This window comes from Scytonema hofmannii PCC 7110 (genome assembly GCF_000346485.2).
GTDB classification, from domain to species: domain Bacteria; phylum Cyanobacteriota; class Cyanobacteriia; order Cyanobacteriales; family Nostocaceae; genus Scytonema; species Scytonema hofmannii.
The window spans coordinates 2,935,765-2,949,587 of record NZ_KQ976354.1; the positions used below are offsets into that span (position 1 = coordinate 2,935,765).

Sequence of the window (13,823 nt, forward strand, 5' to 3'; positions counted from 1 at the left end):
CCGTTCGCGGGATTGAAACTACCCTAGTATCTCTATTAACTCACGAGCATACCAACTTTCAAATAAATGAAACCCGTTCGCGGGATTGAAACCTATCAATATTACTCCAGATACTACAGCGATAGTACAGAACTTTCAAATAAATGAAACCCGTTCGCGGGATTGAAACGAGTCAAGCGCTGTTTTATTAGGAGGTTCTTCTCAACTTTCAAATAAATGAAACCCGTTCGCGGGATTGAAACCCCCTTAGCATAAACCTCTGTATATCCAGCTGGATAACTTTCAAATAAATGAAACCCGTTCGCGGGATTGAAACATTTACATAGCAACCTATTTTGCTTGAGGTCATCATAGCTTTCAAATAAATGAAACCCGTTCGCGGGATTGAAACCGATATCCATCCACCAATACCCCTTTGGGGCTTCAAGCCTTTCAAATAAATGAAACCCGTTCGCGGGATTGAAACGAGGAGTTTGCAATTAAAGCTGGATATGTCTCACTTTCAAATAAATGAAACCCGTTCGCGGGATTGAAACTTCAAGTTAAACCTGATATACCTGTTGTAGATGCTTTCAAATAAATGAAACCCGTTCGCGGGATTGAAACAAGTAAGAGTATAAGAAGCAGACATACCAGAAGTACTTTCAAATAAATGAAACCCGTTCGCGGGATTGAAACCTCCGGAACAATTTCTCACGAAATTTGAAAGTGACTTTCAAATAAATGAAACCCGTTCGCGGGATTGAAACATTGATTTTATGCGGAACGACGTTTTGTTTTTCTACCTTTCAAATAAATGAAACCCGTTCGCGGGATTGAAACGACAACCATTTATCTTTGTCATTTTTGAATTGTTGGAACTTTCAAATAAATGAAACCCGTTCGCGGGATTGAAACCGGTCGGTTCCGTTGACTTGCTCAGCCACAACTTTCAAATAAATGAAACCCGTTCGCGGGATTGAAACAGCTTTTGAGTCTCTCTAAATCGACGATCCACAAACCTTTCAAATAAATGAAACCCGTTCGCGGGATTGAAACGAAAAATGAAAGCATACTTTGTTATGGGGGTATTTCATGCTTTCAAATAAATGAAACCCGTTCGCGGGATTGAAACAAGTACTGTGGGTCAAAACTGGCAACGCATTGCTCTTTCAAATAAATGAAACCCGTTCGCGGGATTGAAACATCAATAGTTTAGCGTAATTCTCAAGAGTAAATTCCTTTCAAATAAATGAAACCCGTTCGCGGGATTGAAACATTGTTGAGCCAACCGCAATGATTGTTGAGCCATTAAACTTTCAAATAAATGAAACCCGTTCGCGGGATTGAAACAATTTATTACCAAGACAAAATTGGGTTTCGTTAGCTTTCAAATAAATGAAACCCGTTCGCGGGATTGAAACGTTAGATTTATATTTCATCGGTTTCGGGGATAGTGCTTTCAAATAAATGAAACCCGTTCGCGGGATTGAAACCGGTTCCTCAATCAATCACAGTTCGTGAAATGCGTGAATCTTTCAAATAAATGAAACCCGTTCGCGGGATTGAAACATAAATCCATCCGCAACACCTACATTTGAATAATTCTTCTTTCAAATAAATGAAACCCGTTCGCGGGATTGAAACACTTCACCAGGAGATAAACTAAAGTTAGAGACAGCACTTTCAAATAAATGAAACCCGTTCGCGGGATTGAAACGCACAATTCCTAAAACTCGCCCCCAAGGAAAAATTGCTTTCAAATAAATGAAACCCGTTCGCGGGATTGAAACCCGTCATCAATGTTGTTCTTTTGCTGCTGTTGATAGCTTTCAAATAAATGAAACCCGTTCGCGGGATTGAAACCTAAAGTTCGTTTAACTTGGTCTTTTGCATAGTCACGGCTTTCAAATAAATGAAACCCGTTCGCGGGATTGAAACGAGCCTCAAAAATTGTCCGCAGAGGGATTAAATCTTTCAAATAAATGAAACCCGTTCGCGGGATTGAAACATTCCTGGATACATTTGCTGAGCGATATCAAATGAGCCTTTCAAATAAATGAAACCCGTTCGCGGGATTGAAAAAGAGCGATTTTTGGTGCGAATAATCACAACATTTTCGTTGAGAACCTACTTACTCTGCCTGCACCCGTTCAACACTCGCTCTAGTTGAGTGGGCTAACTCAACGACTCATGCTAGGATATACTACAAAATGAGGCAAGCACTCAATGAGAGCGATTGAAGTTACGGGAGGAATTGTGCTCAAATTAAGTAAATTGGGAGGCTAAAAAATGAATACTACTCAATTAATAATGAATGGAGATAAACAAACAGTTATCTTACCTAAAGATTATCAATTACAAGGTAATGAAGTTTACATTAAAAAAATAGGTAATGCTGTTGTACTGATTTCTAAAGAAAACCCGTGGCAAACATTATTTGATAGCTTAAATCTTTTCTCTGAAGATTTTATGGAAAATAGAGAACAGCCTTATTTAGAAGAAAGAGAAGTTCTGGAATGAGATTTTTGTTAGATACAAATACTTGCATCTATATTATTAAACGTAAACCAAAGAAAGTACTAGATAAATTTCAATTGTTAGATATTTCTGATGTAGGAATTTCATCACTTACAATTGCAGAACTTGAATACGGTGTGTACAAAAGTCAACGTCAGGAACAAAATCGGATAGCGCTGACTCAATTTCTAATTCCTTTACAAGTTGTATCTTTTAATGAGCAAGCAACACAAACCTATGGAAAAACTCGAGCAGAGTTAGAGCACCAAGAAATTGTAATTGGTTCAATGGATATGCTCATCGCATCTCAAGCGATTAGTCTGGGCTTAATTTTAGTCACCAATAACGTGAGAGAATTATCGCGAATCCCAGCACTGATGTTAGAAAATTGGGTTGATTAGTCCATTAAGGAAGAAGAGTTTTGATTGTTAATAGTATAGTGATCGCAGTGGTCTAATTGTTCTCCAAAAGTTCTCTAGATAAGAACAAACGTATATACAAGTATATGAACCTTTGTAGATTTTTTAAACCCGCGTAGGCGGGTTTTGCTTGTATAGCCGCGATTTCTAATCGCTCAGGCAAATGAGGTGAGTTCTCAACCAAAAATCAACAAATACTGTGCCACTATTGCAACTGGCTCTCACCAACACTCTCCAGTAAAAGTCATCCATTCAGGTGAAGCCATATACAAGCAGAACCAAATATTATGAAGGAAAGTTAAATCTTTTATTAAAATTATTAAGTCAAAAAGAATACATTATTAGTAACATGACTACATATTTAGAAATTCCTATCATAAATAAAAAAGTTAAACACCCCTTACGTTGGGCGATCGCTCTCGTAACAACTGGTGCTTTAGTTGCAGGTACTGCCACAACATACAATGCAGTTATCGAACAAGCGGCAAAAAAACAAGACATTACAGCCCTCACTATCCCAGTAGGAGCAAAAGATGTCGTTTTAAGAATTTCCGCGAGTGGTAAGGTTGTCCCAATCCAAACCGTAAACATTAGCCCGAAAAACTCTGGAACTCTTGTAGAGTTGTACGTTGAACAAGGCGATAAAGTCCAGCAGGGGCAAATTATTGCCAAAATGGATAGCGCAGACATTCAAGCTCGCATCCTTCAAGCCCGTGCTAACTTAGCACAATCCCAAGCTCAGTTAGACCAAGCCCTTGCTGGAAATCGCCCTCAAGAAATTGCCCAATCTAAAGCACGTTTGGCACAAGCAGAAGCGCAACTTGCTGAAGCAAAAGCAGGTAATCGTCCCCAAGAAATTTCTCAAGCTCAAGCTCAAGTAGATGCAGCGAAAGCAAGAGCAGATTACACGAGCGAACAGGTGAGGCGTTATCGATATTTGTATCAACAGGGTGCGGAGAAAAAACAATTACTAGACCAAGCTGTTAGCGAAGATAACTCTGCTAAGGCAAATTTGCGAGAAGCTGAAAAACGCTTGGCACTCCAACAAAGTGGGACTCGTTCTGAGGAAATCTCTCGTAGAGAAGCGGCTGTCTCCGAATCACGCGCCTCTTTACAGCTTTTGGAAAGTGGCACTCGTTCTGAGGAAATAGCTCAACGCCGAGCGGCTGTTGCTGCTTCTCAAGCTCAACTCAAAGCAGAGCAAGTAAGTTTAGATAATACAATTATCCGCGCTCCTTTCTCAGGAGTTGTCACCCAAAAGTATGCCAATGTTGGTGCCTATGTAACACCAACAACTTCTGCATCTACAAGTGCATCGGCTACTTCGAGTTCAGTTGTGGCTGTCGCACGAGGCTTGGAAGTTCTGGCTAGTATCCCAGAAGCGGATATAGGTAGAATCAAACAGGGTCAGCAGGTAGAAATTGTGACTGATGCCTATCCCGACCAGGTTTTTAAAGGTCATGTTCGCCTGATTGCTCCTGAAGCAGTTAAGGAAGAAGGTGTCACTCTGTTCCAAGTGAAAGTGGCAATTGATACTGGTGTAGATAAATTGCGTTCTGGCTTGAATGTAGATATGACGTTCTTGGGGGACAAGGTACAAGATGCTTTGTTAGTACCAACAGTCGCAATTGTGACAGAGAAAGGTGAGACAGGTGTCTTGGTACCGGATGAGAAAAATCAACCTCAGTTCCGTTCAGTGACTATTGGAGCACAAGTTCAAGACCAAACTCAGATTTTAGATGGTGTGAAACAGGGCGATCGCATCTTCCTCAACCCACCACCTAACTACAAAATTCAGAAGATGCAAGAACAGCAGAAAAAATGAACATCCTAGAAAGCGTTAAAATGGCAGGCAAAACCCTGCTGTCAAATAAATTACGTAGCGCCCTCACAATGTTAGGTATTGTTATCGGTAATGCCTCAGTCATTGCCATGATTGGTGTTGGTGAGGGTGGGCAAAAATACGTTAACAAACAGTTGGAGTCTTTAGGTCCAAACGTGCTGTTTGTCATTCCTGGGAATCGCGAAACCCAACGCATCTCCAACGAAGTGCCGAAAAACTTAGTGTTGGAAGATGCAGAAGCGATCGCATCTCAAGTCCCAACAGTCGCAGGAGTTGCTCCAGAGTTAAACAGGAGATACGTTGTTACAAGTCGTAATAAAAACACCAACGTCAACATTATTGGTACAACAGCCAGCTTTCCATTGGTACGAGATTTTGACACGACCAAAGGGCGCTTTTTTACAGAAATCGACTTGAAGCGTAACAATCAAGTCACTGTACTGGGTGCTGAGTTAGCAGAAAGATTATTTGGTAACAGTAACCCGGTAGGCGAGCAGTTGCGGATTAAAAGTTCTAGTTTTCAAGTAATTGGTGTATTGGAAGCAAAAGGCTCAAGTCTTGGCGCAAACTACGATGAAGCAGCCTTAGTCCCAATTACAACTTCAGCAAACCGACTCGTGGGCAAAAATTCTCCCTACGGCATCGCCCTAGATTATATCGTTGCTTCTGCACGTGATAGCAACAGTGTTGATGCAGCAGAATTTCAGATTGCCAACTTGCTGCGCCTGCGGCATAAAATTACTACCGAAGATGACTTTAGTCTCCAAAGTCAGAAAGATGCACTGCAAATTATCAGTCAAATCACTGGCGCTTTGACAACTATGCTAGCAGCAATCGCAGGAATTTCTCTATTCGTTGGTGGTATCGGCATTATGAATATTATGCTTGTCTCCGTGAGCGAACGAACTCATGAAATTGGTTTGCGTAAAGCTATTGGTGCAACTCCTCAAGATATCTTGCTGCAATTTACAATTGAAGCCGTGATTCTTTCAGCTGCAGGTGGTTTGATTGGAACTGCGGTTGGTGTCAGTGGTATTGTGCTAGTAGCAGCTTTGACTCCATTAGAAGCAGGGATTTCGCCTTTTGCGATCGCAACTGCTGTTGGTATTTCGGGTGCTATTGGTTTGTTTTTTGGTATTGTTCCCGCACGTCGTGCTGCTCAACTCGATCCAATCGTAGCTTTAAGAAGTGCTTAATCAGTGACCAGTGACCAGTGACCAGTGACTAGTGACAAATGACAAATAATAAACTAAAAACTCAAACCTCACAACTGACAACTGTTCCCCAAACAGTTATTATTCGGTTAGAAAATATTTTTAAAGTCTATGGCAGTGGTGAAACTGAAGTGCGGGCGATTGACGATGTTAATCTCACTATAGAAGAAGGCGAATATTGTTCCATTATGGGACCTTCTGGTTCTGGTAAATCTACAGCCATGAACATCATTGGTTGTTTAGATCGCCCCACGTCAGGACATTATTATTTGGATAATGTCGATGTTGCTCAAATGAATGATACGGACTTGGCACATATTCGCAATAAAAAATTGGGGTTTGTGTTCCAACAATTTCACCTGTTACCCCAACTTTCTGCAATAGAAAATGTGATGTTGCCAATGGTATACGCTGGGGTCAAATCAAGCGAACGTCGCGACAGGGCGGCTGAAGCACTTAAAAGAGTTGGTTTGGAAAAACGTTTTAACAATAAACCAAACCAACTCTCTGGAGGACAGCAACAACGGGTAGCAATTGCGAGGGCGATCGTCACGCGTCCCGTTGTCCTCCTCGCCGATGAACCCACAGGTGCTCTTGACTCGCGCACTACTCAAGAAGTTCTCAATATCTTTGGCGAACTGAATGCTAGTGGTATTACCGTTGTCATGGTAACTCACGAACCAGATGTTGCCCGTCAAACTAGGCGCATCGTTTGGTTTCGTGATGGTCAAATTGTTCACTCCAACTTAACTCCATCCGATTTAACTCAGATGGCTAATAGCCATTAGCAATTTACAAACTAGATGTTTTACCAGTTTGAGCTTGTGTTTCTATGGGCTTAACATCGGTGTAACCCATTTGTCCAACAATTGTCCGCAATACAGACATTTGTTGTTCAAATTCCAATCCTTCTATTTGAGAAAGTACATTGTTAATTGCATCAGTTGCTTTGTAATTTGCTGGCATATCAACTACGCTCTGACCCATAGCAACTGCCCATGCGAACCAGACAAAAAGCTGGTTGTTTTCTTTTATTGCACCGTATGCACGAGAGTATTCCGTGTCCTCACGATTCACAACTTGTCGCATAATTGCTAATTGTTTATCGTCAGATAGTTGAAGATATTCATCACCTACAAGTTTTGGTGCTAGTTCTGGTTCTGCAGCTGCGGGTGCAGCTGGAGTAATAGAATTGCCCATTTTTTTATAGACATAATACAACCAAGCAAGTTTAGCATCAGTATCCAAACGATTAAATGCATCAACTACTTTTTGAGTTTCATTGCTTAAAGCTTGGGGGGCTTGTTTATTGTAACTTGCAGTCATAATGTATCTCCAAAGTTATTTAAAATTGTTAGTAGTAAGTTGTTAGTTGTTAGTTGTTAGTAGGAACTAACAGCAACTAACCACTAACTACTATAGCCATCCTATTTGATTTTTGAAATCTATGTAGGTAGGGCTATGCCGCACACATAAAGTTTGTGTGCGGCATAGCCCTACCTACAGTACTGAGATTTTTTCATAAATCATTTATGATTCCTGTAACTCTTACTTGTTACTAAGGCGTATCAAAGTTTGACAATCTAATTCCACCACCAAGAGAAAGAGATTCAAAAAAAATATTTTATCAGCCTTTTAATAGAGGTAAAAATCTACCTTAGGATGCCAAGCACAAAGCATATGGCCTTGATACAATCGCTACATTGGAAAAATTACCTACGAGGTGACCTATGCCTGAAGAAATTAAACCCAATCCATCCCAAGCTCCTACCCATGATGCACAATTAGCAGCAGAGAACATGGTGAGTGGTGAAGAGAAAACACCAAAAGTTGATATTGAAGCCGATTATCAAGCAGCGCAGCAATTGAGTGTTAGTGATATCGATCGCACTGGTGAAGGTGCAAAAGCTGCGTCTGAAGCAACTGCACCAGACCGGAAATTACGCACATCGGGAGAAACAAGCACGGGAGCAGTCTAAATGGTTAATGGTTAGTGGTTAGTGGTTAGTTGCTGTTATTTCCTACTAACAACTAACAACTAACAACTAACATTTCTTTACAACTTCTAACAATTCACTTGGATGATTAATGAGAAAATCTGGATTTTGTTGTGCAAGAACTTCTTGTGAATTGAATCCCCAAGTGACTGCTACAACTTTGATATTTGCTTTTTTAGATGCTTCTATGTCTCTGGTTTCATCTCCAACATAAATAGCCTCTTGAAGCTTGATTTGCTTCTGTCTTAAAACGTTGTTAATTATTGTAGTTTTACCAAAAATAGTAACTCCTGAATAAATAAATTCAAACAGATTATCTAATTCATTCGCGTTCAGAAAATCTCTAACATTCTCTTGAGAATTAGAAGTAATAATTCCCAACCTATGACCTTCACTCTTAAGTTTTATCAGAGCTTCTTTAATCCCTAAAATAGGTTTTAATTCTTTGATTTTATTTTTTAACGCTGCTTTCACCCTTTTCACTAGAAATGGTATTCTAAAAACTGAAATACCTGAATAGTTAATAACTTCCCTAGAACTGAGGTTTCTCAAAAGAGCAAGCTCTTCTGGCGCGATCGGTATATAGCCAAACTCTTCAGCAAGGCGATTGGCAATAACTACAAGGGCATCAAGCGTATCCGCAACAGTACCATCAAAATCAAAAATAATGACTTTCTGAATCATCTGAAGTATAAAGTATGAAGTATGAAGTATCACAGGAAGGTGAAGGTAAAAACTATGAGGTATGTAAAGAAGTGCAAAGCGTGAAATATAAAATATGAAGTTATGGAATGTAATTTATCTTGCATCCTTCATCCTTCATCCGACCTCCTGAATCTTTCATCTTTTATGCTTCATCCTTTACCCTTCATGCTTTATCCTTACCCTTCATGCTTTTTAATGCGTCCAGATTAACACGAGAATTTCGTCGTAACATTTCTGGCTTAATCCGTCGCAAGGCTGATGCTGGAAATCGTTTATCCCAGTCTCGATCTGATATTTCCGCCAATTCTACCAGCTTTGGTGCAATATTCCCAGGGTACGGTTGAAACTCTGGAATATCTGTTTCTTTGGCAAAACGCTGGTTCCAAGGACAAACGTCTTGACAAATATCACAACCTGCAACCCAGCCTTGTAAATTGGATTTTACTGTCTCGGGTAATTCTTCATTGCGATTTTCAATCGTATGGTAAGCGATACATCGATTGGCATCTATCACAAATGGCTCTATAATAGCACCTGTGGGACAGGCGTCCATACAACGAGTGCAATTTCCGCAGTGTTGGGTGTGGGGGCGATCGCATTCTAACTCTAGATTTGTCAGCACTTCTCCTAAAAAAACCCAAGAACCGTATTCGCGAGTGATGACGTTGCCATTTTTAGCAATCCAACCTATTCCAGCTTTTTGCGCCCAGACTTTATCTTGAACTGGACCAGTATCTGCATAATAACGGGCTTGCACTGTCTCATCGCTTTCTTGCAGCCACGTTGTTAAAGCTTTGAGTTTTTTATGCATGACCTTGTGGTAGTCCCTTCCCCAAGCATAACGAGAAATCTTGGCATACTCTTGTCCTTCAGGACGCTGGTGCGAAGTGTAATAGTTGAGAGCAACACAAATTACGGAACGAACTTCTGGCATGACACTAAAAATATCCTGGCGCTTGGGGTTAGTCATCCATTCCATGCTGCTGTGATAACCCAACGCCAGCCACGCTTGTAACCTCTGATTTTCTGCACTTTCAGCCCCATCCACAGCAACAATGCCCACTTTGTGAAATCCCAAACTTAGGGCTTTTTCTTTAATCTCACTGCTACGTGTTCCTGGGGATCGATTCATTTCCCTTATCTAAAAGTTTGCCATAGGCTTTGCTCGTCTATCATACATGAGTTGGACAATATCTTATTTCTTTTTCCCAATACTGGTATATGTAAATTTTATTTGCCATTTGTAAATAAATGATAGCAATTATAATTGAATCGTGAAATAAAGAAACCCGGTATCTGGGAGATACCGGGTTTCTCAGGCTCAGCAATTGTTCAAAAATCAAATCGGATTCCTATATATAAGGAAATACTCCAAAAGCAGCTTTCATAAACAACTACTTTTTTATTCAATTAATAATTAAGCCATACGCTACAGGTATATTTATGACTGCTGCCAAATTCATATCTCCAGAGGTTGGCGAACAATTTCAGATTGAGGGAGTTGCAGAGCCAACTCTATTGCGCTATTTTCAAACTTTAAACATGGGAGAGTTTGAGGAAACTGCTGCCTTGTTTGCAGAAGACGGAGTTATGCATCCCCCTTTTGAATCTGGTATCGTCGGACGAGATGCGATCGCACGTTATTTGCAACAAGACGCTCAAGGTATTAAAGCTGCTCCTCGTGAAGGCATTTCCGAAGCATTGGATGAGGAGCAAATTCAGTTCCAAGTGACAGGTAAAGCACAAACATCTTGGTGTGGTGTGAATGTTTTGTGGTTCTTTACCCTTAATCAACAACGACAAATTGTTTATACAAAGATAAAATTGTTGGCTTCTCCCCAAGAGTTACTGGCTCTACAAAAGAGTTAATGGTTAGTGGTTGACTACGCTTTTAGATGACATGTGGGTTGAGATAAGGTTTGTACTGCCTCTGGTAAACTGACTTCTAACTTGAGACAATTACCACCATTGACTTGTAGTTGATATTCAACCTTATCCATTAAACGATTTATAATCAGCCAACCATATCCTCCTTCTTGCTTGTCAGAGGGGGAAGGAGGGAAGTAGTTCGACAAATCAAAGCCTTCACCGCGATCCCAAACTTCCAAGGCAATATCCCTGTCTTTTAGTTCCAAACGAAGCAAAACGGGTAGTAGTGGTTGGTCTTTATGAGCATGACACACTACATTAGAGTAGGCTTCCACTAAAGCCAAGCGTAAGCGACTTGATTGCGTTGACCAATCAACCGAGTCTTTGAGATGGACTTCTAAGCATCCGAGCAACCAACTTTCTACTATGGTTAAAAATTTTAAGTCGCTTGGTACGTGAAGCTCACTTTTCATGATTTACAAAACCTCGAGCGAAAGAATAGTTTGGTCATCCTCCTGCACTTGATTATCTGGCTGGATGCGAGCAAGTAGAGATTTAAGGTTGAGAGGTTGCGGTTCCTCTTTTAAAAGCTGCCACAACCCCTCTTGATTTAGCATAGAACGGCTGACTGGTTGAAGGCTCCCCAAAGAATTTACGGTTAAAGGCGTCTTTTGTGAAACCATGGCTTCAGTAATACCATCACTTGCTAGCAGCAGGATATCTCCGGGTGCAAGCACTAATTGTCCGTACTTTGACATCCATATTGGTAGGATACCCAAAGGAACGCTGCGTGTTTTAAGATACTGAGGATATTCTGCTAAATTTCCCTGGGATGACCAATGAAGTGGATAGATATGCCCTGCATTAGCATAGACTAATTCTCTAGTGCTAGGAGTGTAACGTGCTAAGACGAGAGTAATAAAGCAATTGTTGCTGATTAGATCGTTACCCATAGCTTGATTGAGATTGTGCATCACCACATTTGGCATTGGTGGGCTTTCTTGAGATAATTCCCGACGCAATACCGAAATAGCACTAGCCATAAACAAAGCAGCTGGAACTCCCTTACCTGAAACATCACCTACTGCTAACCATAAATCTCCTTTGGGATGGGCAAAAACTTCAAAAAAATCACCTCCCACCTCTCGGGCTGGATAGCAACAGGCTTGCACCTGCAAACCTTTGATATCGGGCATGGTTTGACGCAGAATGTTATTTTGAATTTGGCGGGCAACCTCTAACTCAGTATGAATCTGCTCCTGTTTTTCTTGCAAGCGCTGGTACAGTTTTGCTTGAAACAGCCCTAATGCAGCTTGCTCGGCAACACCCGTAATGAGTTTAATATCTTCTTCTTGCCAGTGCCGGATATGTTTGTATTGATTGAGAGCAAGGACTGCAAGCAACTGTTGTTGGTACACAAGAGGCACAACTAATTGCTGGTAGTCTTTATCATCTCGGATAGTGAGTGCAAATTGGTATTGCTTGGTCTCTAAAACTTTTTCTATTAGAGGATCGAGAGCGCAGGTAAAATCCGTTTCTCGCGATCTGGGATCTTGGTAGTAAGATAAACCTATTGTCAGGCGATCGCTTTCCACGGGTTTCAGTTGACAGCAACTCGCTTCAAAGGTCTGACCGATAGTTGCTACTATTTTTTGCAGCATACTGTGGTAGTCTAACGACTCTCTAATTGCTGTTGTTACAGCATTGAATAGCGATTCTCGCCGCAAAGCGTGAGTTAACTCTTGAGTTCGTTTCTTAACAACTCGATATATATCAGCCGCTTGTTCGACAACTTCCTTAAGTCGCTCTGGTTTCCAAGGTTTGGTAATGTACTTGAATACCTGACCGGAGTTGATTGCTTCTACCAAGTCTTCGACATCTGTAAAACCAGTTAGGAGAATCCGAATAGTATCTGGAAACCTTTCCACAGTACGACTGAGAAGTTCAGTGCCGTTCATATCTGGCATTCTCTGATCAGAGATAATCACAGCCATCTCACCTTCTTTATCCAAGATTTCTATGGCAGTGAGGGCATTACTGGCTTTGTATACTTGGAAATCTCGCCTAAAAGTACGGTAGAGTAAATCTAAATTATCTGGCTCATCGTCTACTACCATGAGCCTCAGTTTACCTTCCTCTGTATCAGTCATTTGTCATTGGTCAAAAATCATTTGTTATTGGTCACTGGTCACTAGTCACTGGTCACTGATAAGAGTTTCTGGCATTTTTACATTTGCTAACATAGTTTTGTTTATTCCCGCTTACCTACTTATTACCTGCTATTTATTAACAATAGGTTAATCAAATGTGTAGCATTGTAACAAAGGCAATAATTGTTATTCATGACGATATATCTTACTGATAAATTCCTTAAACTCGCCACAATCTGAAATTATTCTTATCCTACCAACCCAGAACGCAAAGCCCGAACGGCTGCTTGAGTTCGGTCATCAGCACATAGCTTGTTCAATATATTTCGGACATGAGTTTTCACAGTTCCAACCGTAATGTAGAGCCTTTCCGCAATCACCGCGTTGCTACAGCCTTCCACAATCAACTGCAAGACTTCCAACTCCCTTTCCGTTAAAGTATAGGAATCGATATTTTCCTCCGTTTTTCCCTCAACAGATTCTGAACCAGTCGCAGCCAGCTTGGCACTAGCTAACGATACTTCAGAACTGGGGGGATTTTGCCGTGCTTGTTGCAGTACAATACGAGCGATCGCCGGATCGATCCAAGCGTTGCCATTGTAAGTTACGCGTACAGCTTCCAGCAAATTATCAAACTTAATATCCTTCATGCAGTAAGAATCAGCCCCTGCAGCAAAAGCTGCCAACACAGCTTCTTTGTTATCCCGCAAAGTTAAAATCAGTACTTTTGTGGCTGACTCATTCCCACCTGTCGATTTCAGATCTTTTGTTAGCTCAATTCCATCTTTATCTGGTAAACCTATATCAACAATAGCTATATCAGGTTGTAGCGTTTTTAACATTTTCAATCCGTCAGTAGCATTGCTAGCTTCTCCTACAACCTCAATCTCTTCTTTTTGCAAGAGAGCTGTCCGAATACCTACACGAGTTAGATCGTGATCCTCAATCAAAGCAACACGAATTTTAGTCATAACAATTCTTGTCCCTACGCTCTAGCTGTAAAACGAGTATAGTATTATTGATAGCGGCGTTCACCTCTCTATCAATCATCAAGTATAATTTACTAATATTCTCGGTTTGATGTGTCAGTAACAACTATTTCATTAAAGTTAGAGGGCGCGAAGCCG

Annotated in this window: 13 protein-coding genes and 1 CRISPR repeat array (1 of these 14 running past the window's edge); of the genes, 7 read left to right on the forward strand and 6 right to left on the reverse strand. The window is 40.8% G+C overall.

All coding sequences use genetic code 11. From position 1 onward, the window contains the following. Nucleotides 1–2,064: a CRISPR direct-repeat array (repeat unit 37 nt; unit sequence CTTTCAAATAAATGAAACCCGTTCGCGGGATTGAAAC) (it extends 393 nt beyond the left edge of the window). 207 nt (nt 2,065–2,271) lie between these two features. From WA1_RS12585 to WA1_RS12605, 5 genes are all read left to right on the forward strand, one after another. Next, entirely contained in the window at nt 2,272–2,502 is a 231-nt protein-coding gene (locus tag WA1_RS12585) for an antitoxin (protein ID WP_017745093.1), read from the forward strand. After that, a complete protein-coding gene (vapC, locus tag WA1_RS12590; RefSeq protein WP_017745094.1) occupies nt 2,499–2,900 on the forward strand; it encodes a type II toxin-antitoxin system tRNA(fMet)-specific endonuclease VapC in 402 nt (133 codons plus the stop codon). Before WA1_RS12585 ends, vapC begins: the two co-directional genes overlap by 4 nt. 367 nt (nt 2,901–3,267) lie before the next feature. Beyond that, on the forward strand, nt 3,268–4,743 hold the full coding sequence (locus tag WA1_RS12595; RefSeq protein ID WP_017745095.1) for an efflux RND transporter periplasmic adaptor subunit: 1,476 nt from the start codon (nt 3,268–3,270) through the stop codon (nt 4,741–4,743). Continuing rightward, complete coding sequence (locus tag WA1_RS12600; RefSeq protein WP_017745096.1) at nt 4,740–5,957, forward strand: ABC transporter permease; 1,218 nt, start codon at nt 4,740–4,742, stop codon at nt 5,955–5,957. Before WA1_RS12595 ends, WA1_RS12600 begins: the two co-directional genes overlap by 4 nt. 38 nt (nt 5,958–5,995) lie before the next feature. Next, nucleotides 5,996–6,763 carry an ABC transporter ATP-binding protein gene (locus WA1_RS12605; RefSeq protein WP_017745097.1) on the forward strand — a complete coding sequence of 256 codons (768 nt, stop codon included), beginning with the start codon at nt 5,996–5,998 and terminating at the stop codon, nt 6,761–6,763. A gap of 4 nt (nt 6,764–6,767) precedes the next feature. On the opposite strand, the gene WA1_RS12610 is transcribed toward WA1_RS12605, so the two are convergent. Continuing rightward, complete coding sequence (locus tag WA1_RS12610; protein ID WP_017745098.1) at nt 6,768–7,301, reverse strand: orange carotenoid protein N-terminal domain-containing protein; 534 nt, start codon at nt 7,299–7,301, stop codon at nt 6,768–6,770. Between the two features lie 404 nt (nt 7,302–7,705). Here WA1_RS12610 and WA1_RS12615 point away from each other — a divergent pair, with 404 nt between their 5' ends. After that, entirely contained in the window at nt 7,706–7,954 is a 249-nt protein-coding gene (locus WA1_RS12615) for a hypothetical protein (RefSeq protein ID WP_017745099.1), read from the forward strand. Between the two features lie 66 nt (nt 7,955–8,020). Here WA1_RS12615 and WA1_RS12620 read toward each other — a convergent pair whose 3' ends face one another. Then, nucleotides 8,021–8,656, reverse strand: a complete 636-nt coding sequence (locus WA1_RS12620; protein ID WP_017745100.1) for an HAD-IA family hydrolase — start codon at nt 8,654–8,656, stop codon at nt 8,021–8,023. Nucleotides 8,657–8,840: 184 nt separating this feature from the next. Further along, a complete protein-coding gene (gene queG / locus WA1_RS12625) occupies nt 8,841–9,809 on the reverse strand; it encodes a tRNA epoxyqueuosine(34) reductase QueG (RefSeq protein ID WP_017745101.1) in 969 nt (322 codons plus the stop codon). Nucleotides 9,810–10,120: 311 nt separating this feature from the next. On the opposite strand from queG, the gene WA1_RS12630 reads away from it, so the two are divergent. After that, entirely contained in the window at nt 10,121–10,546 is a 426-nt protein-coding gene (locus tag WA1_RS12630; RefSeq protein ID WP_017745102.1) for a nuclear transport factor 2 family protein, read from the forward strand. Between the two features lie 14 nt (nt 10,547–10,560). Here WA1_RS12630 and WA1_RS12635 read toward each other — a convergent pair whose 3' ends face one another. The 3 genes from WA1_RS12635 to WA1_RS12645 form a co-directional block, all read right to left on the reverse strand. Further along, the gene (locus WA1_RS12635) at nt 10,561–11,019 is read right to left on the reverse strand and encodes an ATP-binding protein (RefSeq protein ID WP_017745103.1); all 459 of its coding nucleotides are present in this window, start codon (nt 11,017–11,019) and stop codon (nt 10,561–10,563) included. Nucleotides 11,020–11,022: 3 nt separating this feature from the next. Next, the gene (locus WA1_RS12640) at nt 11,023–12,696 is read right to left on the reverse strand and encodes a SpoIIE family protein phosphatase (RefSeq protein ID WP_017745104.1); all 1,674 of its coding nucleotides are present in this window, start codon (nt 12,694–12,696) and stop codon (nt 11,023–11,025) included. 248 nt (nt 12,697–12,944) lie between these two features. Then, nucleotides 12,945–13,667 (reverse strand): response regulator, encoded by a 723-nt coding sequence (locus WA1_RS12645; protein WP_017745105.1) that lies wholly within the window; start codon nt 13,665–13,667, stop codon nt 12,945–12,947. Between the last annotated feature and the right edge of the window lie 156 nt (nt 13,668–13,823).

Excerpts from the sequence above, each read along its gene's own strand:
- WA1_RS12585 (WP_017745093.1), top strand. The coding sequence starts at position 2,272 with ATGAATACTACTCAATTAATAATGAATGGAGATAAACAAACAGTTATC.
- vapC (WP_017745094.1), top strand. The coding sequence starts at position 2,499 with ATGAGATTTTTGTTAGATACAAATACTTGCATCTATATTATTAAACGT.
- WA1_RS12595 (WP_017745095.1), top strand. The coding sequence starts at position 3,268 with ATGACTACATATTTAGAAATTCCTATCATAAATAAAAAAGTTAAACAC.
- WA1_RS12600 (WP_017745096.1), top strand. The coding sequence starts at position 4,740 with ATGAACATCCTAGAAAGCGTTAAAATGGCAGGCAAAACCCTGCTGTCA.
- WA1_RS12605 (WP_017745097.1), top strand. The coding sequence starts at position 5,996 with ATGACAAATAATAAACTAAAAACTCAAACCTCACAACTGACAACTGTT.
- WA1_RS12610 (WP_017745098.1), bottom strand. The coding sequence starts at position 7,301 with ATGACTGCAAGTTACAATAAACAAGCCCCCCAAGCTTTAAGCAATGAA.
- WA1_RS12615 (WP_017745099.1), top strand. The coding sequence starts at position 7,706 with ATGCCTGAAGAAATTAAACCCAATCCATCCCAAGCTCCTACCCATGAT.
- WA1_RS12620 (WP_017745100.1), bottom strand. The coding sequence starts at position 8,656 with ATGATTCAGAAAGTCATTATTTTTGATTTTGATGGTACTGTTGCGGAT.
- queG (WP_017745101.1), bottom strand. The coding sequence starts at position 9,809 with ATGAATCGATCCCCAGGAACACGTAGCAGTGAGATTAAAGAAAAAGCC.
- WA1_RS12630 (WP_017745102.1), top strand. The coding sequence starts at position 10,121 with ATGACTGCTGCCAAATTCATATCTCCAGAGGTTGGCGAACAATTTCAG.
- WA1_RS12635 (WP_017745103.1), bottom strand. The coding sequence starts at position 11,019 with ATGAAAAGTGAGCTTCACGTACCAAGCGACTTAAAATTTTTAACCATA.
- WA1_RS12640 (WP_017745104.1), bottom strand. The coding sequence starts at position 12,696 with ATGACTGATACAGAGGAAGGTAAACTGAGGCTCATGGTAGTAGACGAT.
- WA1_RS12645 (WP_017745105.1), bottom strand. The coding sequence starts at position 13,667 with ATGACTAAAATTCGTGTTGCTTTGATTGAGGATCACGATCTAACTCGT.